The following is a 25694-nucleotide window of genomic DNA, read 5'->3' on the forward strand; positions in this document are numbered from 1 at the left end:
TCTGAGAAATGTCAGTGTGTCAGGGCTCAGGGTTGCAGGGCTCAGGCCGCGATCTTGGAGGCCTTGCGACGGAAGGTGAATCTCCGCTGTTTGAGGCTGTCGATCGACACGGCGATGATGATCACGATGCCCTTGACGAGCAGCTGGGTGAAGAAGGGCACGTTCATCAGGATCAGCCCGGTGGACAGCACGCCGAGGATCAGCGCACCGATGAAGGTGCCGATGATGCGTCCCTTTCCGCCTGCCAGGCTGGTGCCGCCGAGCACGACCGCGGCGATGGCGTCGAGCTCGTAGCCGTTGCCGGCGGTCGGCTGTGCGGAGACGACGCGTCCGGCGAAGATGACGCCGGCCAGGCCGGCGCAGGCTCCGGCGATCACGTAGACGGAGGTGAGGATGCCCTTGACATTGACGCCGGCCAGGTGCGCCGCCTCAGGGTTCCCGCCGACCGCATAGACGTGGCGACCGTAACGGGTGCGCTCCAGCAGAAACCAGGCGAGGACGTAGACGATCAGCATGCAGATCACCGGCGCCGGGACACCCAGGAGGTTGCCGTTGCCCAGCCCGCGGAAGCTGAGGTTGCCGTCGACGATCGGCTGGCCGCCGGTCATGGTGTAGGCCAGTCCGCGCAGGAAGGTCATCGACGCAAGGGTGACGATGAACGCGGCCAGCTTCATATAGGCGGTCAGGACGCCGTTGATGGCCCCCGCCGCTGCGCCGGCCAGCACGCCGATCAGGACGGCCAGTGGAGCCGGGACGCCGGCCATGGCCACCAGAACACTGACGACGCCGGCGACCGCCACCGTCGAGCCGACGGACAGGTCGATTCCCGCGGTGATAATGACGAATGTCATGCCGGCCGCCAAGATCGCGTTGATCGAGATGGACCGGGCGATGTTCCAGATGTTGTCGACCGACGCGAAGTTCGGCGCGATAGCGGCCATCACCAGGACCAGGGCCACCAGGACCAGCAGGATTCCCCAGCGGTCCCACCAGTGGGCGAAGTCGAAGGGCTGGCGCTCTTTGCTGGTCCGGGTTGCTGTTGCGGTACTCATTTTTCTTCCTCTCGCGTGGCGGCGGTGCCAGTGGCGTGGAGCATGACGTCTTCTTCGGTGGTGGTGGCAGAGTCGAGTTCGGCGACGATATGGCCGTGGCGCATCACCAGGACGCGGTCACTGATGCCGATGGCCTCGGGAAGATCCGAGGAGACCACGAGAATCGCCTTGCCGGCCTCGACTAGTGCGTTGATGGCGTCGTAGATCTCGCGTTTCGCGCCGATATCGACGCCGCGGGTCGGCTCGTCGAGAATCAGGACGTCGGAGTCGGCCATCAGCCAGCGGGCCAGCACGGCCTTCTGCTGATTTCCGCCCGACAGAGCTCGGACGGGCAGGTCGATCGCGTTCTCCCTCAGGTTCAGATTCTTCATCTCCTGCCGGGCGGCGGCCCGGGCCTTGTGCGCCTGCATGACGCCACCGGGGGAATAGGCCGGAAGGGTGCTGATGGAGATATTGCGCTCCACCGACTGGTCGGGGAACAGCGCCTGTTCCTTGCGGCTCTCCGGGAGCATCGCGATACCCCGACCGATGGCCTCTGAGGGGCGGCGCGGGGGAGTGGTTCTTCCTGCGACCGTGACCGTCCCGGCGGTAGCGCGGTCGGCCCCGAAGATCATCCGGACCAGCTCGGTACGGCCTGAACCGATGAGCCCGGCCATCGCGACCACCTCACCGGCGCGGACCGTCAGGCTTGCCGGGCCGGCTGCGGTTCCCTCGAGATCCTTGACCTCGAGCAGTATCTCGCCCGGTGTGCGATCCGGATGCCCGTAGAGATCGACGACGTCGCGACCGACCATCATGCGCACGACGTCGGCCGGCTCGATGGCCTCCTTGTCGCGGGTGCCAACCAGCGTCCCGTCACGGAAGACGGTGACCCGATCGGAGAGCATCCACACCTCCTCCATCCGGTGAGAGATGTAGATCAGCGCCACTCCCCGATCGCGCATCTGGCCGATCAACGCATAGAGCTGCTCCGACTCGGTGCGCGACAAGGCCGCAGTGGGCTCATCCAGGACGAGGATGCGGGCGTTCTCGCTGATGGCGCGGGCGATCTCGACCATCTGCTGGCGTCCGACAGTCAGGCGGCCCAAAGTGGTCCGGGGATCGATGTCCGAACCGATCAGCGACAGCTTCTGGCGGGCATCGGTGAGCATCCGCCTGCGGTCCAGGGTTCCCAGCGAGGCGCGCGGTTCGCGGCCGAGTGCGAGGTTCTCGGCGACGGTCATGTCGGGCACCGTGTTGAGTTCTTGGTGGATGATCGCGATGCCGTGGGCGACGGCGTCGGAGGGCGAGGAGATGGAGACGTTCTGGCCGTCGATGAGGATGCTGCCGGAGTCCATGGACTCATTGCCGGCCAGGATCTTCATCAGGGTCGACTTGCCGGCACCGTTCTCGCCCATGAGGGCATGGACCTCGCCGGGGTAGGCGTCGAAGTCGACGGCATTGAGCGCCTGGGTTGCGCCGTACCGTTTGGAAATGCCCTTCAGCTGGAGCAGAGGAACGGGTGTCCGGGGTTCGGCTGTGATTTCTGAATTGTTCTGTGAAGACATGATGGTCACCACCCTGGGTAGGTGTTAATGGTGTCCTTGGTGTACAGCTTGCTGGGAATCAGGATCTGGGAATTCTTCGGAGGTTTTCCGGCGATGATCCCCTGGGCAGCCTTGACTCCTTGACGCACCATTTCGGCCGGATTCTGTGTGGCGAAGCCGATGAAGGGACTGTTCTTCTGCTTCAACTCGGTGACTCCCTCGGGGCTGCCGTCGATTCCGGTGACGATGATCTTGTCCTGCAGGCCCGCCTGTTGGACGGCGAGGGTGGCGCCGAGCGCAGAGGGGTCATTCATCGCCCAGATGCCCGTCACGTCGCGTGCCGAGGTGAGCATGTCGGTGGTCACCGTGAGGCTCGAGGCGCGGTCGTTGTTGGACGATTGGTGGCCGGCCACCTCGATCTTCGGGTATTTCTTGAGGACGTTGTTGCAGCCCTTGACCCGGTCGCGGATGGTCTGCAGAGGGGTGCCGTCGACGATGAGGATCCGGCCCTCTCCGCCCATCTGGTCGAAGAGGTACTTGGCCGATATCTCGCCGGCCTCCACGGCATTGGTCATGACCATGGCATCGGCTCCCTCGGCCGCCGAGTCGACGGCGATGACGATCATGCCGTTGTTCTTGGCCTTCTGGACGGCGGGTGCGATGCCCTCGGAGTCGATCGCGCTGATGATGACTAGGTCGATGCCCTGGAGCACGAAGGCGTCGATCTGCGAGTACTGCTCGGCCAGGTCGAGCCGAGCATCCTGAACGTTTAGGTCGGCGCCGAGCTGAGCCGCGGCCTGCTTGGCGCCCTTCTCCATGGCGGCGAAGAACGGGTTCGACATGTCCTGCACCATGAGGCCGATGGATTCGATCTTCTTGGTGCGGGGTTTGACGGCCTCATCGCCCGTCGAGCATGCGGAAAACAGTGGTATCGAGCCGAACAGTGTGGCGGTGGCGCCGAGCATGGCGCGTCTGGATATGTTCATGACTTCCTTGTCATAGTGGTGATGCGGGCTATCGTGCCGGACGGCAGCCGCAGGATTCCCGTATGTGCAGATTCGCCTGGGTCACTATGTGGTCCGCAGGGGTGTAGATGGAATTGCCGGCACCTCCTTCCGGTCGTGATGCCGCCATCTGCCGATCGATGAGTTCGAGGGCCATGGCGGCGGCGCGGTGGCCGATGGTGGTGGCATCCTCGTCGACCACCGTCATCGGGGGATTGAGGAGAGGAGCCCACGCGAAGTCGTCGAAGGCGACCAACGCCGTATCGGTGGGGACGTGGAGACCGTTGTCTGTGAGGGCTTTCATGACGCCCTGGAGGATCGGCGCATTGCCGGCGATCAGGGCTTCGGGGAGAGGCCGGCGCTCCAGATGGGCATTGAGCGTGGCAGCGGCGGACTTCGCGTCGTTGTCGGCCTCCAGGACGGTGAGCTCGGCACCGGCGCGGTGAGCCGCGGTGCGCAGGCCGAGTTCTCGCGGCTCTCGGGTGGTCCAGCGGTCCGGATACATGAGGGCCGTCCAGGACGTGTATCCATGGCCGGCCAGATGAGCGCCGAGGTCCTCGCTGGCTCGCGCGTTGTCGGTGGTGACGCTGGCGGCGTCACGGAATCCGGGTGGGGGTGGCGAGTCGACGAAGACAACCGGAACGTCCCAGTGGCCCAGCAGTTCGAGATTGTCCTTCGACAGTGGCAGGGCGGAGATGACGGCGGCTGGGCGGGTGGCCAGGATGCTCTGGACGGTGAGGTCCTCCGCGGCTTGGGTGACTCGCCCCTCGGCGGCGATGTCGGTGACCATTCCGGTGTGCCGAGAGCCGCGGAGCTCGGCGTGGATGCCTTGGACCATATCGATGTAGTAGGCGTTGACGGTGCTGGCGGTGATGACCGAGATCCCGCTTCGGTGCGTGCGTTTGAGGTCGGCGGCGGCCTTGTTGACGACATAGCCCAGGCTGCGCGCGACCTGCTGCACCGCGGTGCGCGTGCTGTCGGCGACGCCAGGCTTGTCATTGAGCACCTGTGAGACCGTCCACAGGCTCATGCCGCTCTCACGGCTGACGTCGGCCATCGTGGGCTTCCTCATCGAAACCACCTCCCTAAGCGTTTAGGTTGAGATCAAAGGTAGGCGAGTGGAGGGGCGGCGTCAAGGGGTCGGTGCGATGAGCCCCGGCTCCAGTCGCGGTGTGTCGGGTTCGTGTCCAATGACGGACACGAACCCGACAAGTGCTCAATGCGGTGCGCCGCTGGTCCGGGGCTCGTGAGACGGGGGTTACTTGATCCAGGAGTTGATGGTCGACTCGTGGGCCGCCACCCAGTCCTTGGCGATCGTCTCGGGGGTGGCGTCGGTGTTCTGCTGGTCGGCCAGGAGCTTCTCGACGTCGGGCAGGCTGATGGTGAACTTCTGCAGCATCGCGTAGTACTTGGGTGCGCGCTCCTTGAGGTCCTTACGGGTCCCGACATAGGCGCTCAGTGTCGGGATGGCGCAGTCATTCTTGCTGCCCTGGAAGCACCCGGCCTGGTACGGGTTGGGTTCGGTGAGCTGGACCAGGTCGTACTTCTGGAAGACCCAGTGCGGATGGTAGAGGTAGGCCAGTACGGGCTCCTTGCGCTGGTAGGCGCGCTGGATCTGGGCCAGTACCGCGGCTTCGCTGGAGGGTTTGTGGGTGATGGCCAGGCCGAACCCCTTGATGCGCTTGTCGTTCTGCTGGGTGGTGACCCAGCCGGCGTCGGCGTCGTAGAGCTGGCCGCCGACGGCCTGGGCCCATTTCTTGTCCTTGAGCTGGGTGATGCTGGTCAGGCCCTGGGCCGCCCCGCCCTGGCTGACCAGGTAGCGGGGCACGAACCAGCCCTGGGTGGCCCCGCCGTAGGTCTTGGAGACCAGGGTGGTCTCGTTCTTGGCCTTGTCGGCGAAGGGTTGCTGGTTGGGCAGGTTGACCTCGGGCATGACGTCGATGTCGCCCTTCTGCATGCCGATCCAGCCCGGGGCCGGGTCCAGCTGGGTGGTCTTCACCGAGCCCACGCCCAGTTCTGGGTGTTGTTCGGCGATGAGTTTGAGGATCTGGGTCTGGACCGCGGCCGCGGTCCAGGAGAACTGGCCGATGGTGATGGAGACCCCCTTGCCGGACCCGCCGCTCGAGGATGCCTCAGAGTTGGAGTTGGAGGCCCCGCAGGCCGAGGTGACCACGAGCAGTAGGGCGCAGAGGAGAGCCGGGGCACCCCGGAGAGCCCTGGATGTGAGTGACATGGGTGGAGTCCTTCTTTCGACTGTTCGCCCGGTTCAGATGGGGCATGAAGGTGGATATCGCCCGTGGGTGAAACGCATGAGACCGGAGGCAGGACGTCCTCGCAGAGACCAAGGTCGGTGCGAACATCGGGATGGGTCCTGTCAATTCAGGGAAACTGCGGTCTCTTCGACGACCGTTCAGGCTCGAATCCGCCGGGGGATGATCACGCTGCGATCAACAACACGACAGCACCGGCACAGCGATACCCACGCGAATGGTGGATTGCCTCGGGCTGGCCATGCCGGCGCATATAGCCGTCGGCGACTCCGGGAGTCAATGGCTGGGTCGTGTCGGCGGGGAAAGCAGGACCGGCCCGGGGGGTGGAGCCGGCGCGCGGACTCATCAGTCGACGCCGGGGTAGCGCACCCCGATCTGGCGTCGGATCTCGTCCAGGGCGCCCATGACGGCGACCGTCTCGTCGATCGGTTCGAGCTCGCTGGAGGTGCGGCCCTCACGCAGATACTGCTCGGCGGCGATGGCCTCGTACTGCATGCCGCGTCCGGCGATCGGCGTGTCGTAGGACTCGATGACCTGGCCGTCGCGGCCGACCAGACGGAAGGTCGTGGCGGTGTACCAGACGGGGTCGAGGTCGATGCGCGCCACGGTGCCCAGGATGTGCGCCTCGTTGGGGCCGGCCGTCCGGGATGAGGAGATGCTGGTGGAGACTGCGCCGCCCCGATGAGTCATGGTGACGACGACCTCGGTGTCGGCGCCCGTATCGCCGAGGCGCCCGGTGGCAGTCACGGTCTGCGCCGGCCCGAGGATGTCCCATGCGAAGGAGACCGGGTAGACGCCGAGATCCAACAGTGCCCCGCCACCCAGCTCCAGGGAGTTCAACCGGTGAGAGGGATCAGTGGGGAGGGTCTGGGTGTGGTCGGCGGTGACCGCGCGGATCTCGCCCAGGGCTCCGGAGGCGACGAGCTCGCGGACCCGGATCATGTTCGGGAGGTACCGGGTCCACATCGCCTCCATGAGGAGGAGGTTCTCGGCGGCGGCAAGGTCGCGGAGACTCGCGGCCTGCGCCGCAGTGAGGGTGAAGGCCTTCTCCACCAGCACGTGCTTACCGGCCTTCAGGGCGAGCGCGGCGTGCTCGGCGTGAAAGGCGTGCGGGCTGGCGACGTAGACGATGTCGACGTCGGGATCGGCGACCAGCTCGTCGTAGGACCCGTAGGCCGCGGCGATCTCGAAGTCGCGGGCGAAGGCGTCGGCCGAGGTCTGGGACCGCGATCCGACCCCGGCGACGTCCAGGCCCGCGGTCCGCAGGTCGGAGGTGAACATGTGGGCGATGCCGCCCGTGGCCAGGATTCCCCACCTGATGTCGTTCATCCGGCAAGTGTGCCGCAGGACCTGAGTGGCGGGAGACATTGTCGAGTTGATGCCCGTCATTCCACTCACGTCGACATCGTCATCAGATAGGGCGACGACGCCGCGGGCCGGCCTCGATCCGCTATTGGGATTTTCCCAACTGTCTCGTAGGCTTGATGCATGAACGAGCAGCTGAAGGAGATCGGGAGCCGGATCCGCAGCGCAATGCCCGCCGGGATGAGTCAGGGCGAACTGGCACGTCAGGTTGACATGCCCCCCGATGCTCTGTCGCGGGCGATGAACGCGAAGCGGGGCTTCTCCGCCGCCGAGCTCACGGGCATCGGTGGCCTGCTCGGGGTGAGCCTTCACTGGCTGATCACCGGGCAGCCCGATCCGTTCGCGTTGAGGGTCGCGGCGCGTCATGCCTACGACCCGGCGACCAGACAACGGTCCAACCGCGGCGCGCGTGATGATGAACCGATCGTCGCTCTGGTGGCCCGGTGCTTCGAGGAGGCCTTCCCCGGCGGGATCCCGGCGAGCCCTGAACTGCCGGCCGGCCCTGCTGGGATCCGCGACCTGCTGGGAGAGGGGTTCGTGCGGGAGTTCTCCAAGCGCATCGAGATCAAGCTGGGCATCGACGTCGTCAGGGTCCCGCGCCTGACAACGGACTACTCGCTGACGATCGGCCCACGCAAGGTGGTCGTCCTCGCCGCCGGCCAGTGGTGGTTCCGCAGCAACTGGTCGCTGGCCCACGAGCTCGGTCATCTGGTTCTGAGCCACGACCTCGACGACGCCGCGGCGCGCGAAGAGCAGGAGAAGGAGCAGGAGGACGCCGCTGACGCATTCGCCGCCGATCTGCTGCTGCCCAGGGACGTGGTACTCAAGATGGCGTCGGAGGCCACGAGCGTCGAGGGTCTCGCACGGTTCGTCTGGGAGACCGGTGTGTCGACTCCCGCGCTGAGGAACCGTCTCGCCTATCTTCACCAGGACGTGTCGCCGGATATCCAGGAAGCGCTGGAGCTCTCGACACCGAAGCTCCTTCGGGCCGGGGCGCAAGCCATCGGTGACGGATTCGCCGGGGCCTCGGCGATCAGCGAGCGCCAGCAGGAGGCCGCGGTACGCCGCTGGCCGGCATCACTGGTGGCGGCCCTGACGGATCAGGTGGAGGCCGGGAATGCCGATCCGCAGCTTCTGGCCGACGTCCTGGATGTCGATGTCTCCGAGATCGACTACCCGGACCCGCCGAGCGAGGAAGAGGCGGCCGCGCACTATGCCGAGATGATCTCTGGCAGTCTGTGAGTGGGGCTGGGGGAGAGCGGCTTCGGGGGAAGGACGTGTCTGTGAGTGGCGTCGATGTGGTGCGGAGCCTGGTTGTCGATCGGCGGGACCTCCGCTGCCTCCAGAGCTTCTGCTGCACGACGGGCTATCCGCACGCTCCGTCGGGGCGCAGGCTCAGGCATCCCAGGCCCTGGGAGATCGAGGTCCAGTCCTACCTGCGGAACAGCCCCAAGCTGCTGGAAGGTCAGATGGTGCTGCTCGGGTGTCGTGGTGAGGAGGTCGTCGCCGTCGCGCGCCTTGATGTGAGCGACGGCGACGATGCCTGCGAGGTGTTCATCGCCTGTGCGGCGATCGCTCTGGGGTACCGGCGTAAGGACGGGAGCCTGGCCGATGCCCTGATGTGCCAGATCCGCGAGACGGCGGTGGAGATGTGTCGCGAGTCCGGGAAGTCGGAGATCCTTCTGGATGGGAAGATCCATCCGGGGAATCTGCCCAGCCAGGCAATGGTGACGCGCGCAGGGTTCGAGCCGCTGGAGGCTCCCGGTCTCAACAGCTATGAGATGTGGGGCGTCCGCTTCACGGTGGAGTGATAGCGCGAATGATGCCGGACCTGCTGAGGGCCATGCCGGGCGCCGTCATCTGAAGGTGCCCGGTCGAGCATTGTCGGATCGGTGCTCGTCTACGAGCACCGATCCGACAATGCTCCGAGGCGTCCCCGGGATGCTGCTCAACTCTTCCTGAAGGTGATGGCCTTGAAGTCCTCGGTCTGCTTCTTGATGCCGGTCTCGGCGGGGAACCGCTCGATCGACGAGGCGCCGTAGAAGCCGACGATGCCGTCGGTGTGGTCGAGCACGTACTGGGCATCCTCGGGGTTGGCGATCGGCCCGCCGTGACACAGGCACAGGATGTCCGGATTCACCGACTTGGCGGCGTCGGCCAGCTCCTGCACCTTGACCGCGGCTTCCTCGATGGTCAGCGCCGTCTGTGCGCCGATGGTGCCCGACGTCGTCAGGCCCATGTGCGGCACCAGGATGTCGGCCCCGGCACGGGCCATGTCCTTGGCCTGATCGGTGTCGAAGACGTACGGAGAGGTGAGCAGATCCAGCTCCCGGGCCGCCCTGATCATGTCGATCTCCAGGCCGTATCCCATCCCGGTCTCCTCCAGGTTCGCCCTGAAGACGCCGTCGATCAGCCCGACGGTGGGGAAGTTCTGCACCCCGGCGAATCCGGCGTCCTTGACCTGAGTCAGGAACCGCGGCATGTCGCGGAACGGATCGGTGCCGTTCACGCCGGCCAGCACGGGGGTGTGATTGACGACCGGAAGCACCTCGCGCGCCATGTCCATGACGATCTCGTTGGCGTCGCCGTAGGCCAGCAGGCCGGACAGGGACCCGCGCCCGGCCATCCGGAAGCGCCCCGAGTTGTAGATGACCAGCAGGTCGATCCCGCCGGCCTCAGCGGACTTCGCCGTGATACCGGTGCCGGCGCCGCCGCCGACGATCGGCGTCCCGGCGGCCACCTGGGCGCGGAAACGATCGAGAATCTCTTGACGTGACATTGCATTTCTCCTTGTCAGTTGGATTGAGAATCAGTTTCCCGTGATCTGCCGATGTGAGATCTCGGTGTGAAGGGCCTCGGCCATCGCCCGCCCGAATCCGGGGTCGTTGACGGCCAGATCGATCTCGGTGATCACGACCGGGCTTTCGGCCAGCCCTTCGCGCAACGCGGCGAACAGGGCCTCGTCGGCCTGCCCGTCGCGGAACGGCTGACCGTCGACGTCGATGCCGCTCACCCCGCGCAGCGGGATGAACAGCTGCGCCGGCCCGCGTGCCGCTCTCAGCTTGCGGGCGATCCGGTGGCCGAGTTCAGCCATCTCCTCGGGAGTGGTGCGCATCAGGGTGACCGTGGGGTTGTGGACATAGAGGTTCCGGCTGTCGAACTTCTCGGGCACGGTCTCACGCGGCCCGAAATTCACCATGTCGAGAGCGCCGACGCTGACCACCTGGGGGACGCCTCTGGCTCCGGCGGCCTCCATCCGGTGGGGTCCGGCGGTCAGCACGCCGCCGACCAGATCATCGGCCAGCTCGGTGGTGGTGAGGTCGCAGACGCCGGCCAGCAGGTCGGAGTCCACCAGCTTCTCCATCGCCAGGCCGCCGGCACCGGTGGCGTGGAAGACCAGCACCTCGTAGCCCAGCTCACTCAGTGTCCTGCGCGCCTCGTCGGCGGCAGGCGTCGTCAGACCGAACATCGTCACCCCGACCAGTGGCTTGTGATCGGCCTCGTCGGCGGCCAGGCGGGCCTCGTAGGACCTGGCCATGCCGGTGATCGCCGCCGCGGCGTTCCCGAGCACCATGGTGGAGATCGAGTTGATCCCGGCGACGTCGACCACCGAGTACATGATGGCGACGTCGGACTCTCCGACGTAGGGCTTCACATCTCCCGAGGCCATCGTGGAGACCAGAAGCTTCGGGAAGCCGACCGGTACGGCCTGCATGGCCGGGGCCGCCACGGACGAACCACCGGACCCGCCGATGGACATGAAGCCGTGGATTCTCCCGGAGTCGGCGAGGTCTCCGACGATGGCTGCCGCGCCGTGTCCCATCACCGCCATCATCTCGCCGCGGTCACGGCGCCGACGCAGTTGTGAGGCGTCGGCCCCGGCGGCGGCGATCACCTGATCGGATGTGACGTCGGCGAGCGGGCTCGTCGAGAAGGAGCCGACGTCGATGAGGACGACGTCCACCCCGTCGTCACGGAGCCGGTCGCTCAGCCACCTGAATTCATCCCCCTTCGTGTCAAGAGTCCCCAGCAGGGCAACAGTGGTCATGGCGCACTCCTTCGTGGTCGTTGAGCCGACCGTAGAAGCGGACGCGCGGATGTACTGGGCCAATTCGGCACAAGTGGCCCGGTCAGGGGCTGTTGTCGGCAATACTCGACGTCATGCCCGCGAAGATGGACGCCGCCGAGCTCAGCCGGATGCTCGGCGACTGGGCTCAGCCCGGGCGGTTGCTGCCCGAGGCGCTGGCCGCCGGGCTGCTGGAACTGATCGACGCCGGCTTCGCCCCGGCCGGCAGCGTCCTGCCCGCCCAGCGGGACTGCGCTGCGGCGCTCGGGGTCTCGCGCGGCACGGTGGGGGCCGCCTTCGCAGATCTGGAGGCACGCGGCTATCTGGCGTCGACGGTGGGATCGGGGACGCGGGTGCGCTCCGGGCGCGCGGCAGCCGCCACGGACGGACGGCTGTTCTCCTTCACCCACTCGGCCCCCGGCGTCATCGACCTGTCGACGGGTGCGCTCCCGGCCTCCGAGGTGGCCAGGCAGGTGCTGACTGCCGGAGTGTCGGGGCTGGATGCCTATCTGGACACTGACGGCTATTTCCCGGCCGGACTGCCGGTGCTGCGCCAGGCGATCGCCGACCGGCTCACCCGTGACGGGGTCCGCACCGTTCCGCAGCAGGTACTGGTCACCAACGGGGCCCAGCAGGCCACGTATCTGGCGCTGCGCGCCCTGGTCTGTCCGGGTGACCTGGCGATCGTCGAGGACCCGACCTATCGCGGGGGTCTGGAGGCGCTGCGGCTGCTCGGGGCCAGAGTGCAGGGTGTGCCCGTCGGCCCCGGTGGAATGGATCTGAACCTGCTCGGGCATGCGCTGGACCAGCGACCCGCGGTGCTGTACTGCCAGACCGGTATCCACAATCCGACCGGAACCACGACGGACCACGACCACCGGGCCGAGATCGGCGCGCGTGCGGTGGAGGCGGAGGTGCCGGTGATCGAGGACTGCTGCTCCTACGACCTCACCAGGGGCGGGGGAGTGGCACGGACCCTGGCAGGGCACGTCGACGACGACCTCCTGGTGATGATCGGTTCCCTGTCGAAGTTGTTCTGGGGCGGTCTGCGAGTCGGTTGGATCCGGGCCGGGCGGAGCCGGATCCGGGGGATCCTGGAGCTGCGCAAGGCCGAGGACCTGGCGACCTCGGTGATGAGCCAGCTGCTGGCCACACGGCTCCTGGGACGGGCCGAGGAGGCGCGCAAGGAGCGGCGCCGCATGCTCGCATCGCGGCTGAGCAGCACGGTGAGGGTCGTGCGAGAGGTCTTCCCGGGATGGAGATGGGAGTCGGTGCGCGGCGGTACCGGGTTGTGGATCGACTCCGGGGGAGACGTCCTGGCCCTGGCGGAGGCGGCGAAACGCGCGAAGGTGAGGCTGGCGCCCGGACCGAGCTTCTCACCCCACGACGGTCAGCGCACGATGCTGCGGCTTCCGCTGTGGCACGAGCCGGACGTGCTGGAAGAGGCGCTGGGGAGGATCAGCGCTCACGAGTGAGCCGCTCGGCTCAGTTCGCGAAGTTGGTGATCACCTTGATGCCCAGGGTGTTGAACGAGGTCATGGCGTCCAGCGGCTCGTTGACCCTCGACAGCGGGATTTCCCCGGTCACCAGCGCTCCCGGACTGAGCTTTCCGGCGGCCACCTGGGCCAGGAGCTTCGGGAATTCGACGGCGGGCATGCCCCACGAGCCCTTGAGGCTGATCTCGTTGATGATGAGCGGGTCGACGGTCAGCGGCACCTCTCCCTCGGGGCCCTGGGACAGCATGCCGATCTGGACGTGGGTGCCGCCGGGACGCAGCGAGTTGATGCCGTTGAGCATGGTCTCGCGGGCGCCCACGGCGTCGACCGTCAGATCGGCGCCGCCACCGGTGACCTCCTTGACGGCCTCCACCGGGTTGGTCCTCGTGCCGTTGATCACCGCTGCCGCGCCGACCTTGCGGGCCAGCTCGAGCTTGTCGTCATGCCTTGCGACGACCACGGGCAGCGCCCCGACACCGGCGGCGATCTGCACCGCCGCGAGCCCGATGCCGCCGGCTCCGTAGACCGCGACCCAGTCGCCGGGGCGCACCTGACCCACCTGCACCAGGCCGTGGTATGACGTCATGTACCGGCAGCCTACGCCGGCTAGGTGTAATCGCCGGACAGGTTAGGTACGCGGTCGGCGGGTGATTTGCCTTTGAGCGCGGTGTGTCCGCGGTGGTGATTGTAGTGGTGCAGCCAGCCGGGGAGTTCGGCCAGGCGGTCGGTCTCGCTGGCGTAGGGCCGTGCGTAGGCCCACTCGGCGACCAGGGTCCTGTTGAACCGCTCGACCTTGCCGTTGGTCTTGGGCGTGTAGGGCCGGGTGTACTTGTGCGTGATGTGGGTGTCTTTGAGTGCCTTGTTGAAGGCTTTGGACCGGTAGCAGGAGCCGTTGTCGGTCAGGACCCGCTTGACGGTGATGGCCTGGCTGGCGAACCAGGCCTGGGCCCTGGTCCACAACCCGGCGGCGGTGTCCTTGCGCTCATCGCTGAGGACCTCGACGTAGGCCAGGCGGGAGTGGTCGTCGACGGCGTTGTGGATGTAGTGATACCCACCCCCGCTGGCGGATCGGCCACGGTTGCGTACTCCTTGGGCGCGTCCGACCATGCGGTGGCCGCCGCCGTCGGGGATCCGGCCCAGCTTCTTGATGTCGAGGTGGACCAGTGAACCGGGGGTGTCGTGTTCGTAGCGGACGGGTGTGGGTTGGGCGCGTAGCCGGGCGCCGGTGGCCTTGTCGATCCAGGTCAGGGGTGGGCATCCGTAGCGTTGCAGGATCTTGCCGACGGTCGAGACGCTGAGGTGTTGGTGGCGTAGGTGGTAGGCGATGCGTGCTGGGCCCCACTGGTGGGTGATGCGCAATCCCACCACCCGTCGTTGCGTGCGACGGCAGACCCGTCGGGGCTGGTGGTGGGGTCGGCTGGAGTGATCACGCATTCCGGCCGGCCCGTGGGCGCGGTAGCGCTGTGCCCAGCGTTGGGCCGTGGTGACGCTGACGTTGAAGCGTTCGGCGGCCCGACGCAGGGGCCAGCCATCCTCGACGATGCAGCAGGCCAGGCGCAAACGTCCGGTTTCGGACAACGGGGCATTACGGTGGGTCATGAGGGCCTCTTGGGAGTCGTGCTTTGTGTGGTAGCAACACACTTCACCCAGAGGCCCTCGCCCGTGTCCAGCCAGAGCTGTCTCTGACCAGCCCGATGTACCTAACCTGTGTGGTGGTTACACCTAGGCTCGATTCATTCAATGAACGTCGCCTGGGTGAGGAGGGGCCATGGCAGGTGTTGATGTCGCCGGGTCTGTCCTCGAGTGGGCCGAGCGTCGGAGTGGGCGTGATGGGGAAAGCCGAAAGAAGTTCTCCCACTGGGATGACTGGGTCGCCCAACGCACCAAACCGACCGTCGCTCAAGTGGAGACGATCGCCAATTTCACCCGCGTCCCATTTGGATACTTCTTCTTCTCCGAGCCCCCGTACGAGGAGCTTCCGACTCCTGACTTCCGGGTCGGTCGTGGGCATCATGTGGAGGCCAGCGTCGATCTGCTGGAGACGATTGGCCTGAATCAGCGCAGGCAGGCGTGGTACGAGGATTACCTCACGGACTTCAACGACCCCGAGTCGCTGGATTTCGTCGGCAGTGCTCGCGGAATGGCCCCTGCTGAAGCTGCAGTTCTCATGACCAAGGTGCTGCGCTACTCCGTCAGTGAGCGCAAGGACCTACGGACGGCGGATGAGGCTCGGCGGTACCTCGTCGAGGCATTCGAGGATTTGGGCGGACTTGTCGTCATGAACTCCATGGTGGGCAACAACACACACCAGATGTTGTCCCTCGACGAATTCCGCGGGTTCACGCTCCACTCCCAGTTCGCGCCGCTGGTGTTCGTCAATTCCAACGACACCAAGGCTGGCCAGGTTTCTCCCTCCTGCATGAGTTCGCCCACGTCTGGCGGGGTGAAGGTGGGGTCAGCCAGGGCGGTGATCCATTGCGTGAACGCAACACCGACCACGAGCGCTGGTGTGACGCCGTTGCCGCGTGCATTGCAGTTCCTGCTGACGATCTACGCATGAACTTCGACCCTCACATCGAGCTGACCGAGGCACTGGCTGGCCGATCGGTATTTGTGCTCCACGCTGGTCGTTCTGCTTCGACTCAAGGAAATTGGCCTCGTTCCTCGAGAGGGATTCGACAAGATCTACGGCGACGAGGTCGCCCGACTCAGGGGATTCATTGAGGGGCAGAGGGGGAAGAAAGCCGGCGGTGGCAACTTTTACAGTAATCAGCGTTATCGTGTCGGACGAACCCTCAGCGAGGCGATCATTCGCGACACGCGGGTGGGCTCCACGCCCATGACGGAGGCCCTGCGATTTCTGGGGTTCAAGAGAGTGGACATGTTCGACCGGTATGCGTCGGCGTTGGATGAGGCGTGATCGAGATCGCAGTCTGCGTTTTCAGTGACGTGAGTCGGGCAGTTGGCTGTCAGGCGCGTTCGAGGTGACCCTTCGGGAAGCTGTCGCCACGTCTTCTCTGGCCAATTGGAGCAGCTGAGGATCACTGGTTCGAACCGCCTCTGCAAGGTGGGCCTCGACGTCGTCGCTTGTGTCGAGGTGGTCACTGGCTTCCCCGCGGCGTGTGGACACCATTGTGACGCACTCCTTCGGCGAGTGGATGTATCGCAGACTACCCGCGCTTGGTAGCGAGCTGAACGAGGAAGCGCGTATGACGATCATGGCCATCGGGGCCAGCGCCATTGAACTACTATGCAACACAAGGTACAGTGTTAACCGAGCTATTTGGTTGAGGAGGAAGACCGTGGCGGAATCACAACTGCGCAAGGGTGCGCTCGAGCTCGTCGTGCTCGGACTGCTGGCGAGCAAACCGTCCTACGGCGGGGAGCTCGTGGACCGGCTCGAGAACGAGGCGGACCTGGGTGTCTCCCAGGGGACGCTCTACCCGCTGCTCAACCGACTGCGCCGCGGTGATCTCCTCTCGACCGAGTGGCAGGAGTCGCCGTCAGGGCCTCCGCGCAAGATCTACCGTCTTACTGCCCTAGGTCGAGACCACCTGGCAGAACTCGTCGACGAGTGGTCGCGCATCGCCGCCGCTGTCGACCGTGCCATCAACGCCACCCGCAACATTTCTGACAAGGAGAAGTCATGAACATCTGGACTCGAGACGACGACGGCGTGCGTCGCCTGTTCGGCATTCCCGTCGGTGGGCCGTGGAGGAGTGATTCCCGCATCGTGCTGCGTAGTTTCGAACCCGAGAACCCGTCGCTGCTCGTGCCGCGTGCTGTGGGCATCGGGTGGGATTTCAACCTCGGCGCCGTCGCCGTGCACCTGGGGCTCATCCGTCCCGACGACTCCCTGCCCGACCTCAACGAATACGTTCCCGAGACGCTGCGTCGCGGCCTGGTTGCAGCGCCGTGGATCGGGGCCGGCGTCGCCAGCGGCATGGCACTCGGTTTCGTCAAGGCTGACCGGGTGGCGACGTCGTGGTCGCTCGGCGGCAAACCCAACCACTACATGAGCGGTGTGGCAGCAGCCCTGACGACTACCGGAATTACCACGGCGGCAGCCCTCTACCCGCGCTGGGTCGGGAAAGAGGACGGCGCTGACATCGCCGCGACGGCCCAGGCCCTGGGCATCCTGACCGTCATCGGTATGGCAAATCGGGCTGCCCGCAAGGAAATTCGTCGCCCCGCAAGCCGTCAGCCCCTCGCAGTGGCCGGAGCGGTACTCGCGCCGGTCGTCATGGGTGGAGTGCTGATCGGAACCGTCAAGGTCGCCCTCGACGGCGTCGCACAGTCACTCGCGCATGGCGGCAAGGCGGGTCAGTCTGGGGAGCGAGGCCGCAACATAGGATTCCACTCATGAAGTACCTCCGATCCGCGGCCGTGATCTCAGCGGTCCTGCTCATCGCTGTCGCGGTCGCGAGGTCCTTCAACCGGTTCATCCCGGCTGTCAACAACACCACGATCGCCATCGTCGATCTGTGTCTGGTCGCTCTGGCCGTCGAGGTCATCGCCGAGTGTGCACGCATGCCCGGACGCACGAAGGGGTGGCGCATCGGGCGGGCCATCGCGATCATCGCGGCGGTGGTGGTGAGCGGAGTCATAGGGTTCCTGGCCCTGCTGTGGAGCGCCTTCGAAGGTGACGGAGGCGGGTCGTTCACCAAGGACGGCGAGACCTACTACGTCATGAGGACGTTCCCCGACAACGTCGTCATGTACCGAAAGACGTCGCCGGTGACCATGGCGGAGTCTGCGTTCGCCGACGACTCCGGCCACGCCCTCGGATTCGTGCCGATGCCGGTCGCCCTGTCAATCAGTCTGGATGAGTACGGCGGGGAGTACTCACAGATCCTGGCTGATGTACGTCGTGATCATCCCGATTGGCTCACCGACCGGTAGCTCATGGTCCGGCGAACGGTTCATCTCGCATCCATCAGACCGCCCGTCGGTGGCCGTGTGGGCCGGATTCGTGGCCGGAATTCTCTTCCTCCTGGCGGCCGTCGCAACGTTGAGGAAACCCTCGACCGACGAGTAGCGATCATAGAGGACCCGGAAAAGGGCATGAAGAGAGCGGGCGACGGGAATCGAACCCGCGTGTCCAGCTTGGGAAGCTGGCGCTCTACCATTGAGCTACGCCCGCATGTCTTTCTGGAAGACTCGCCACAGTTTAGCGCACCTTGTCAGATCGGTGCGACTCATTCCACCGAGCCGGTCAGTAATGTTGCGGAACGCGGCCGTAGACGACCGGGGCATCGAGGCGGCGCGTCTCGGGCGGCTTCGGACGTTGCGAATCCATCCACCGGCGCACCGGCGGCAACCAGACGATGATTCCGGCGGCGATGAGGAATGGCATTCCGACCCACGCCACCCAGTTCAGGGTGACGGCGGCACATCCGACCACGACGCCACCGATGGCGCCCCGGCGCACCCAGGGACGTCCCAGCCAGGTATTGACCGCGAGGATCCCCGGCATGGCCACCATGGTCCCGGCGATGCACATCATCGCGGTCGCCAGCAGTACCGACGCCAACGATCCCGGCCTGGGATGGGTCCACGTCAGGAGGTGGGTCGCCTGGATGAAGGTGCGCATGTGAATGGACTGCCACCAAGCAACGAGGAGCGCGACGGTGGCACTGATCGCCGCGGCAAGGTAGAGCCCGGCGGCGCTCCTCCCCACCCTTGCCGACGATGCGACATGGACCTGAGGATCCTCGGGCGGGGGGAGCGTGGCGATGGTCTCGGCGCTGGCACGTGGTGGCGTGCTCGGTGAGACTCGTCGTGCCTCCGCATGGCGGGGTTGTGGGTGGGTGGGTTGCTCGGTCACGATCCTCCTGGCGACGTGTTGTTCCAGCCTAGACGTAACTGCTGACCAGGGGGCCCCAGGTGGGCAGGTTGTTGTGCCACCGCCGGGACATGTGCGCATGAATGCAGGACCGGCATGGCGCGACCCCGAAGGTGGTAGGACCATGACCATGACCATGAACCCATTGACCGCCCTGGAAACCTCCACCCGCATCGCCGCTGGTGACGTCGAGATCGTTGAGGTCGTCGACGCTGCCCTGGAAGCGGCACACGCCGATGAGTGCCATGCCTGGACCTGGATCGACGATGATGGCGCCCGACTCGCCGCGCGTGAGCTCCAGCGTCAACGTGATGCTGGACACATCCGTCCTGGTCCGCTGTTCGGCGTCCCCTGTCCGATCAAGGACCTCAACGCGTTAGCTGGCGCGCCCCGAGCCATCGGTAGTCGGGCCGTGGGTGGGGCTCTGCCAGACCACGAAGACGGCATTGTCACGCGGCTCAGGGCTGCCGGAGCCATCCCGATCGGGACGACCGCCGCTCCCGAGTTCGGACTTCCTTGCTACACCGAACCGGACGGACGCGAACCCACCGTCACCCCATGGGACCACACCCGAATGGCGGGAGGGTCCTCTGGCGGCGCCGCGGCTGCGGTTGGGGCTGGTGAGGTACCCATCGCCCAAGGATCCGATGGTGGCGGCTCGATTCGTATTCCGGCTTCTTGCTGCGGGGTCGTTGGTCTCAAGCCCAGCCGAGGCCGGGTCTCGGCCGGGCCTTACGGGATTGACGGTCCTGGGCTGGTGAGCGGCGGGGTACTGACCCGCACGGTCCGTGACACCGCTGCTGCCCTCGACGCACTGTCCGGACCGTGGCCCGGAGATCCCTACCATGCCCCCGCTCCGACTGAGTCTTATCTGTCGGCCTGCGACCGGGGCCTGAGACGGCTACACGTCGGGATCCTGCGCGAACCCGTCATTGCTGATACCGAGGTTGCCCCGGACATCCTGGCGGCGCTGGACCGGACGGCCGCCACCCTGGAGTCGATGGGTCACATCGTCGAACAGACAGGTGCCCCTTTCGGCCCCGAGGAGTGGGAATCCTTCCAGTGTGTGTGGGAGGTGGGCGCAGCTGCGATCCCGGTGCCTCCGGAACGTGAGGAATTGTGCACCCCGATGTCCAGGTGGTTACGTGCGCAGGGGCGAAGGCGCACCGGAGTCGAGCTGGCTGAGGCCTTGGCCGGCATCCAGATGGTGGCGCGTCACGTCGGGCAGCAGTGGCAGAGGTTTGACGTCATCGTCAGCCCCACGCTTGCTCAGCCACCCCTGCCGGTCGGAGCTTTGCGCAATGACAACGATCCATCGGCAGATTTCGACGCGCAATGCCGCTTCACCCCATGGACGAGCCTGTGGAATATCACTGGTCGTCCGGCGATGAGCTTGCCACTGCACACCACACACGTCGGCGGTGTCGAGCTGCCGGTCGGCATCATGATCGGCGGTCAGATGTACGACGAAGCCACTCTGCTGGCGCTCGGATGCGCCCTGGAAGCTGCGCGCGACGACAATCCTCGGTGAGCACACTCTCCGGGTGAACAAAACTCCCGCTTCACCCATGCTGTCAGCACCACGGTGCCTGCCCACCGGGTGAAGCGGGAGTTTTGTCACCGAGTTTGAGACGCTTGCTGCCGTACAGCGGCCTACGTGGTGGCGCCTGGCCCACACCTTGTCCGGCGTGACAAAATCGTCACCTGCTACACGCACCGCGCACAAAGATCGCCCCAGAACCACGATGGTCCCGGGGCGATCGTAGGGTCAGCGAGCTCAGCTCTCCTTCATAGTGCCGGTCTCGAGGAACCGGGTGTGCCACGAGTACGCCTCGCCGAGGAGGTGCGGGGTGTGCTTGAACTTGCAGTCACGCAGTGCACGCTCGTAGTAGTCCATCAGCATCGGACGGTAGTCCGGGTGGGCGCAGTTCTCGATGATCTTCGGGGCGCGCTGACGCGGTGCCAGACCACGCAGATCGGCGATGCCCTGCTCGGTGATGATGACCATGCCGTCGTGCTCAGTGTGGTCGACGTGAGAGACCATCGGCACGATCGCCGAGATGGCGCCGCCCTTGGCCGTCGACGGAGACACGAACGCCGAAATGTAGGCGTTGCGGGTGAAGTCGCCGGACCCACCGATGCCGTTCATCATGCGCGAGCCCATGACGTGGGTCGAGTTCACGTTGCCATAAATGTCGGCCTCGATCATGCCGTTGGCGCCGATGACACCCAGACGACGGATCACCTCGGGATGGTTCGAGATCTCCTGGGGGCGCAAGATGATGTGATCGCGGTAGAAGGCCGCGTTCTCGTTCATCTTGTGGGCGTAGTCCGGCGACAGTGAAAAGGCCGTCGCGGAGGCCACGTCGAGCTTGCCGGCGTCGATGAGGTCGATCATGCCGTCCTGAATCACCTCGGTGTAGGAGGTGAGGTGCTCCAGGTCGGAGTGCAGCAGACCGTCGAGCACGGCGTTGGGAATGTTGCCCACGCCCGACTGCAGCGGCAGCAAGTTCTTGGGCATACGTCCCTGCTTCACCTCGTTGCCGTAGAAGTCGAGCAGGAAGCCGGCAATCTTTCGGGAGTCGTCGTCGATCGGCTTGAACGGCGAGTTGCGGTCGGGGCCTTCGGTCTCGACGATCGCAACGACCTTGCTGGCGTCGATTTCCAGGAACGGGGTGCCGATGTGGTCGCCAGGATGGGTGATCGGGATGGGCTTGCGGTTGGGGGGCAGCGCGAAGCCCTGGTAGACGTCGTGCATGCCCTCGAGATCCTCGGACTGCCACGAGTTGACCTCGATGATGATCTTGTCGGCGACCTCGCAGTAGGCGGAGTTGTTGCCGACCGATGAGGTGGGGACGATCTTGCCGTCCTCGGTGATGCGGGTGGCCTCGATGACGGCGAAGTCAACCTTGCCGAAGAATCCCTGACGCACCATCATGCCGGACTCCGACAGGTGAATGTCGGTGTAGTAGCTGGTGCCGTCGTTGATCTTGCCTCGCATCTGGGGATCGGACTGGTAGGGCATGCGCCAGCCGATGCCATCAACGGCGGCAAGCTCGCCGTCGAGCTCAGGAGCGGTCGAGGCTCCGGTGAAGACGTTGACGGTGAACTTCTCGCCGCGATCGTGGGATTCCTTGATGCGCTTGGCCAGTGCACCTGGAAGTGCCTTGGGGTAGCCCGACCCAGTGAATCCACCGAAGCCGATCTGGTCACCGTTATGGATGAGGGCAGCCGCGTCGTCCGCGCTCATCACTTTCTGACGCAAGGTTGCGTTGGCAATCCGCTCTGACATCTGTCCTCCTGCCGCCGTGCGGCTGGTTGTCGGTGACGGCGCACAGCACTACCCGTGAGCCGTCGAAGAAACACTGCTTCGTTCCCGTTGAAGGCGATCCGAAACCTTGGCAACACCTTATATGGGGGTGCGTGACGGGGTACGCGACACCCCTACTTTTTCATGTTCATCAAGCACCGTTGCTCGCCCATGAATGAGGGCAGAGCACAGCTGTTCAACGTTGGGCGTCCGCATCCGTGGTCGCAAAGTCCTCAGCCAGCGGCTTACCCGATCATGATCGCAAGGACGTGACGGTGAGTGGCGCCGGCCACGACGAGGAGTGTGGGTTCCAGATCACCGTGCTGGGGATCCTGGTCATTGTTAGGGCCGCGACCACGCCACGGGGCACAGATCGGTATCCCTCCCCGGATTACCACGTCGGACTCGCCGGCGTGCTCGGTGTCGAACCAGATGCCGGTCTTGTCGTCTCCCTGCCACGTCAGCACCTGGCAGCCGTGCTCCACGACCTGTCATGCACCAGCGGTGTGGAGGGTTCGGGAGAGGTCGATCATGCCTCCATGATCGTGGTCATCGTGCCCACACCGCGCGAAGCGCGTCGATTCGCTGACAACGGATGGTGTTTCGTGCAGCCTCGACGGCGACCGGCTTGGCGCAGAAGGCGACCGCCAGCCCGGCAACGGCGAACATGTCGAGGTCGTTGGCCCCGTCTCCCACCGCGATCGTTCGCTCGAGTCCGACCCCGCATTCCTCGGCCCAGCGACGCAGCCAGGTCGCTTTGGCGGCCCGATCGACGATGTCCCCGATGACCCGACCGGTGAGGTGGTCGTCGACGATCTCGAGCTCATTGGAGGCTGAAAAATCGGCGTCGATCTGCGTGGCCAGCGGATCAACAAGAGCCGTGAACCCTCCTGACACCAACCCGACGGCTGCCCCGACCTGGTGCGCCGCAGCCATCAGTTCCGTCGCTCCCGGGGTGATGACAGTGGCCTTGCGGGCCTCCTCCAGGGCACCGACGTGCAGACCCTCCAGACACTTCACCCGCTCATGAAGGGACTCGGCGAAGTCGAGCTCCCCGGCCATCGCCCGGGCCGTCACCTCGCTGACCTCGTCGGCCTTCCCGGCGCACTCGGCGAGCAGGTCGATGGCCTCGGTGCGGGTGACCGTCGAGTCGACGTCACAGACGATGAGACCGGGCGGTTCGACGGCCAGGGCCCCGTGGGGATGCAGGACGCCCGCACCGGTCTGGGCGGCCAGCTCGCGCACCTGCGTCATGTTGCCCTCGAAGGACAGCGCGTACTCAAAGATGTGCGCGGCCCAATCACCCGTGTGTATGCCGCGCATGCAGGCGGCGGCAGGCCAGAGAGGAGTGCCGGGGGAGCGGAGACCGGAGCGATCGTCACTGACGAGGATGACGCGAGAGTTCATGACACCACGGTAGGTCGGTTTCGGCTCGTTGGGTGAGGGTCCCGCTCCTCGGCACGATCGACTATCCGCGGACGGTCCGCGTGACGGTGTACTGGCGGTTCCGCGTGACCTGGCGAGTCGTCCCGACCGTGCGCCGTAGATGGGATGCCCACGGCAGGTGATTGTTGTGGACGCACCAGAGGCTGCCGCCGGGGCGCACCACGCGAGCGGCGTCGGTCAACATGGCCAGGGTCGGGGCGTGGTCCTGGGCGGTTCCGCGATGGAAGGGCGGATTGGTGACGACGACGTCGACGCTTTGATCGGGCAGGTCCGACAGCCCGTCACACCAATGGGTGACGACATCGAGTCCATTCGCCGCGGTGGTCAGACGGGTGGAATCGACGGCTTGCCATGACACGTCGGTGGCGTGAACCCGGGCGTGGGGAAGCCGTTGCGCCAGATGGGCGGAGATGACGCCATTGCCGCACCCCAGATCGACGGCATCCGAGCTGACGTCGGCAGCAATGTCGTCGAGGTGATCGAGGAGCAAGGAGGTTCCGGCGTCGAGTCCGGTGGTATGGAAAACACCGCCGTGGGCTCGGATCGTCAGGCCGTTGACGGTGTTGGTGCGCGGCCACTCGCCGGTGATGGCAGGGCGCTTGCGAGGAGACGAGAAGTGCAGCACGCGAGCCTTGCGGACGCCAAGGCTGGCATGGACGTCATCGAACCAGCGGGCTGCGACATCGTTCATGGACCGGGTCATGTGCTTGATGCGTCCACCGGCGACGATGTGGGCCTCAGGCCCAAGGATGCGCCAGAGGTTTCCGAGCAGTTCGTCGAGCTCGTCGAGGCTGGTTGGCAGGCCCATCCACACCACGGGGTTGGTGGACACAGCGGGTGCGGCCAAGGGGTTGAGGCGGATGGCTCGGGGAATGGCGGTGAGATCGCGGCAGTCGTCGGTCCACGCCATGACCTTTCCCCCAGCCACTGGCACCAGGGACGGGCGCCCCAACACCCACACCGAGTCGGTGTGTGGTGACTCGGCGACGACAAGTTCGTCGACGGGGTCCCGGGTGGCAGCGTCCATGGCGGCAGTCTCTCAGATGAGGAGGAGTGCCTCGCACCGCAGTGGCCTTAGGATGGCGGTATGGCAGAGTCGCCCCTGGAAGTTCACGTCATCGCCGATTCGACGGGTGAGACCGCCGTTCGTCTGGCTCGGGCTGCCCGAAGCCAGTTCGAAGGGGTCCATTGGCACATCGTTCGCCATCCCATGATCGGCACCGTTCAGGACATGGTTGCGGCCTTGGAAGCCGTTTCCGAAACTCACGAGGCAGGGCAATGGGTGTGCGTTGTGCACACCTTGGTGTTGCCCGACATGCGCCGAATGGTCTCCGACGCGTGCGAGGAGATGGGCATCCGCGAGGTCAACCTCATGGGGCCGATGCTCGAGGCGATGGAGGAAGCATCTGGCCTGGACGCTGACGCGGTTCCGCGTCGCCCAGTGGGGGTCGAGGCCGACTACTTCACTCGGATTTCCGCGATGGAGTTCGCGGTCCGTAACGATGATGGTGCTATTCCCGACCGCCTCACCGAGGCTGACATCTGCCTGGTGGGTGTGAGCCGCTCAGGTAAGACCCCACTGTCGATCTATCTGGGGTACCTGGGCTACAAGACGGTCAATGTGCCGTTGGTCCCTGGAATCGCGCCACCCGCCGAACTCGATGCGGTGGATCGGTGGCGCATTGTCGGCCTGACGATCGACGCCCAGCGGCTGCTGGAGATTCGTGGACGTAGGGTGCGCGGACTCGGCGGCTTCGGTAATGAGGACGGATACGCTGACCTCGCCGCGATTTATGAGGAGCTTGACGAGGTTGGCAAGATTCAGCGCCGACTGGGATGCCCGATCATTGACACGACGGGCCTGGCCCTGGAGGAGTCGGCAACGAAAGTTATTGACGTCGTCGATCAGCGGGCCAAGACGGCCGGCACCAGACTCCGCAGGCCGGCAGGGTCATATCGCACACGTCCTTGACGACGAGCACCCCATGGTCGTGAGGTCAATTGAGTACTCTTGGATCGGGATCCGTCCTGTGACGAAACCGGGGTGACGAGACGGTCCGTCACCATCCCAGCTTGTCTGGATGCGTCACCCACGCCGTTGCGAAGCGGGAATCCTTGGTTTCGGTACTCGGTAGGTTCCTGCCGAGATTGCTGGTGCGCTCGGATGTGCTGTGCTTACGGGCGCCAGTACCATTCGTCGTGGTTGGTAGTCACTACGAGTGAAAATGCGCCGCGAGCGTGAAAGAATGGCCACACCGATCCAGTTGAGGGTTGGGCCTCGGACCCGCGGCGCAGTCGTACGGGTCCGAACGCC

23 protein-coding genes, 1 tRNA gene and 2 pseudogenes are annotated in these 25694 nt (G+C 65.6%); 10 read left to right on the plus strand and 16 right to left on the minus strand.

Annotation, left to right across the window (positions count from 1 at the left end):
• Positions 1-41: 41 nt before the first annotated feature.
• The 6 genes from ACUCCZ_RS00520 to ACUCCZ_RS00545 all read right to left on the minus strand — a co-directional run bounded on the left by ACUCCZ_RS00520 (position 42) and on the right by ACUCCZ_RS00545 (position 7181).
• Complete coding sequence (locus ACUCCZ_RS00520; protein WP_435918506.1) at positions 42-1052, minus strand: ABC transporter permease subunit; 1011 nt, start codon at positions 1050-1052, stop codon at positions 42-44.
• Entirely contained in the window at positions 1049-2599 is a 1551-nt protein-coding gene (locus tag ACUCCZ_RS00525; RefSeq protein WP_435918507.1) for a sugar ABC transporter ATP-binding protein, read from the minus strand. The genes ACUCCZ_RS00520 and ACUCCZ_RS00525 overlap by 4 nt, the downstream gene beginning before the upstream one ends.
• 5 nt (positions 2600-2604) lie before the next feature.
• Positions 2605-3564, minus strand: coding sequence for an ABC transporter substrate-binding protein (locus tag ACUCCZ_RS00530; protein ID WP_435918508.1), 960 nt, complete (start codon positions 3562-3564; stop codon positions 2605-2607).
• Between the two features lie 28 nt (positions 3565-3592).
• Positions 3593-4654, minus strand: coding sequence for a LacI family DNA-binding transcriptional regulator (locus tag ACUCCZ_RS00535; protein WP_435918509.1), 1062 nt, complete (start codon positions 4652-4654; stop codon positions 3593-3595).
• Positions 4655-4840: 186 nt separating this feature from the next.
• Positions 4841-5815 carry a glycine betaine ABC transporter substrate-binding protein gene (locus tag ACUCCZ_RS00540; RefSeq protein WP_435918510.1) on the minus strand — a complete coding sequence of 325 codons (975 nt, stop codon included), beginning with the start codon at positions 5813-5815 and terminating at the stop codon, positions 4841-4843.
• A 382-nt stretch (positions 5816-6197) separates the two neighbouring features.
• Positions 6198-7181: a Gfo/Idh/MocA family protein gene (locus ACUCCZ_RS00545; protein ID WP_435918511.1), complete on the minus strand. Its 984-nt coding sequence runs from the start codon at positions 7179-7181 to the stop codon at positions 6198-6200.
• Between the two features lie 159 nt (positions 7182-7340).
• On the opposite strand from ACUCCZ_RS00545, the gene ACUCCZ_RS00550 reads away from it, so the two are divergent.
• On the plus strand, positions 7341-8459 hold the full coding sequence (locus ACUCCZ_RS00550; RefSeq protein ID WP_435918512.1) for a helix-turn-helix domain-containing protein: 1119 nt from the start codon (positions 7341-7343) through the stop codon (positions 8457-8459).
• Positions 8460-8500: 41 nt separating this feature from the next.
• Positions 8501-9028 (plus strand): N-acetyltransferase, encoded by a 528-nt coding sequence (locus ACUCCZ_RS00555; protein ID WP_435918513.1) that lies wholly within the window; start codon positions 8501-8503, stop codon positions 9026-9028.
• A 137-nt stretch (positions 9029-9165) separates the two neighbouring features.
• On the opposite strand, the gene ACUCCZ_RS00560 is transcribed toward ACUCCZ_RS00555, so the two are convergent.
• Positions 9166-9996 (minus strand): phosphoenolpyruvate hydrolase family protein, encoded by an 831-nt coding sequence (locus tag ACUCCZ_RS00560; protein ID WP_435918514.1) that lies wholly within the window; start codon positions 9994-9996, stop codon positions 9166-9168.
• 30 nt (positions 9997-10026) lie between these two features.
• Entirely contained in the window at positions 10027-11265 is a 1239-nt protein-coding gene (locus ACUCCZ_RS00565) for a Tm-1-like ATP-binding domain-containing protein (RefSeq protein ID WP_015069171.1), read from the minus strand.
• A gap of 92 nt (positions 11266-11357) precedes the next feature.
• On the opposite strand from ACUCCZ_RS00565, the gene ACUCCZ_RS00570 reads away from it, so the two are divergent.
• Entirely contained in the window at positions 11358-12758 is a 1401-nt protein-coding gene (locus ACUCCZ_RS00570) for an aminotransferase-like domain-containing protein (RefSeq protein ID WP_435918515.1), read from the plus strand.
• A 10-nt stretch (positions 12759-12768) separates the two neighbouring features.
• On the opposite strand, the pseudogene ACUCCZ_RS00575 reads toward ACUCCZ_RS00570, so the two are convergent.
• Positions 12769-13386: pseudogene (locus tag ACUCCZ_RS00575) on the minus strand (zinc-binding dehydrogenase); the annotation flags it as partial.
• Positions 13386-14378, minus strand: a complete 993-nt coding sequence (locus tag ACUCCZ_RS00580) for an IS481 family transposase (RefSeq protein ID WP_435916977.1) — start codon at positions 14376-14378, stop codon at positions 13386-13388. The gene ACUCCZ_RS00580 and the pseudogene ACUCCZ_RS00575, both read right to left, overlap by 1 nt.
• Before the next feature lie 169 nt (positions 14379-14547).
• On the opposite strand from ACUCCZ_RS00580, the gene ACUCCZ_RS00585 reads away from it, so the two are divergent.
• The 5 genes from ACUCCZ_RS00585 to ACUCCZ_RS00605 all read left to right on the plus strand — a co-directional run bounded on the left by ACUCCZ_RS00585 (position 14548) and on the right by ACUCCZ_RS00605 (position 17681).
• Positions 14548-15339 (plus strand): hypothetical protein, encoded by a 792-nt coding sequence (locus ACUCCZ_RS00585; RefSeq protein WP_435918438.1) that lies wholly within the window; start codon positions 14548-14550, stop codon positions 15337-15339.
• Positions 15340-15390: 51 nt separating this feature from the next.
• Complete coding sequence (locus ACUCCZ_RS00590; RefSeq protein WP_435918437.1) at positions 15391-15699, plus strand: hypothetical protein; 309 nt, start codon at positions 15391-15393, stop codon at positions 15697-15699.
• Between the two features lie 382 nt (positions 15700-16081).
• Positions 16082-16429, plus strand: coding sequence for a PadR family transcriptional regulator (locus ACUCCZ_RS00595; RefSeq protein WP_435918436.1), 348 nt, complete (start codon positions 16082-16084; stop codon positions 16427-16429).
• On the plus strand, positions 16426-17145 hold the full coding sequence (locus ACUCCZ_RS00600) for a DUF5808 domain-containing protein (protein ID WP_435918435.1): 720 nt from the start codon (positions 16426-16428) through the stop codon (positions 17143-17145). Before ACUCCZ_RS00595 ends, ACUCCZ_RS00600 begins: the two co-directional genes overlap by 4 nt.
• Positions 17142-17681, plus strand: coding sequence for a hypothetical protein (locus tag ACUCCZ_RS00605; RefSeq protein ID WP_435918434.1), 540 nt, complete (start codon positions 17142-17144; stop codon positions 17679-17681). Before ACUCCZ_RS00600 ends, ACUCCZ_RS00605 begins: the two co-directional genes overlap by 4 nt.
• 170 nt (positions 17682-17851) lie before the next feature.
• Here the strand turns inward: ACUCCZ_RS00605 and ACUCCZ_RS00610 are convergent.
• Together ACUCCZ_RS00610 and ACUCCZ_RS00615 are read right to left on the minus strand one after the other, a co-directional pair.
• Positions 17852-17922, minus strand: a tRNA-Gly gene (locus tag ACUCCZ_RS00610).
• Positions 17923-17994: 72 nt separating this feature from the next.
• Entirely contained in the window at positions 17995-18606 is a 612-nt protein-coding gene (locus ACUCCZ_RS00615; protein ID WP_435918433.1) for a hypothetical protein, read from the minus strand.
• Positions 18607-18754: 148 nt separating this feature from the next.
• Here ACUCCZ_RS00615 and ACUCCZ_RS00620 point away from each other — a divergent pair, with 148 nt between their 5' ends.
• Positions 18755-20155 (plus strand): amidase, encoded by a 1401-nt coding sequence (locus tag ACUCCZ_RS00620; protein WP_065673553.1) that lies wholly within the window; start codon positions 18755-18757, stop codon positions 20153-20155.
• Positions 20156-20401: 246 nt separating this feature from the next.
• Here the strand turns inward: ACUCCZ_RS00620 and ACUCCZ_RS00625 are convergent, their stop codons facing one another.
• The 4 genes and pseudogenes from ACUCCZ_RS00625 to ACUCCZ_RS00640 form a co-directional block, all read right to left on the minus strand.
• Positions 20402-21916 carry an acetyl-CoA hydrolase/transferase family protein gene (locus tag ACUCCZ_RS00625; RefSeq protein WP_435918432.1) on the minus strand — a complete coding sequence of 505 codons (1515 nt, stop codon included), beginning with the start codon at positions 21914-21916 and terminating at the stop codon, positions 20402-20404.
• Positions 21917-22251: 335 nt separating this feature from the next.
• A pseudogene (locus ACUCCZ_RS00630) lies at positions 22252-22419 on the minus strand (aldose epimerase family protein); the annotation flags it as partial.
• Between the two features lie 64 nt (positions 22420-22483).
• Positions 22484-23341 (minus strand): phosphoserine phosphatase SerB, encoded by an 858-nt coding sequence (serB, locus tag ACUCCZ_RS00635; RefSeq protein WP_435918431.1) that lies wholly within the window; start codon positions 23339-23341, stop codon positions 22484-22486.
• Between the two features lie 61 nt (positions 23342-23402).
• Positions 23403-24407 carry a class I SAM-dependent methyltransferase gene (locus ACUCCZ_RS00640; RefSeq protein WP_435918430.1) on the minus strand — a complete coding sequence of 335 codons (1005 nt, stop codon included), beginning with the start codon at positions 24405-24407 and terminating at the stop codon, positions 23403-23405.
• Positions 24408-24467: 60 nt separating this feature from the next.
• On the opposite strand from ACUCCZ_RS00640, the gene ACUCCZ_RS00645 reads away from it, so the two are divergent.
• The gene (locus ACUCCZ_RS00645) at positions 24468-25352 is read left to right on the plus strand and encodes a pyruvate, water dikinase regulatory protein (RefSeq protein ID WP_435918429.1); all 885 of its coding nucleotides are present in this window, start codon (positions 24468-24470) and stop codon (positions 25350-25352) included.
• Positions 25353-25694 lie beyond the last annotated feature (342 nt).

This window comes from Cutibacterium nasicola (genome assembly GCF_052654715.2).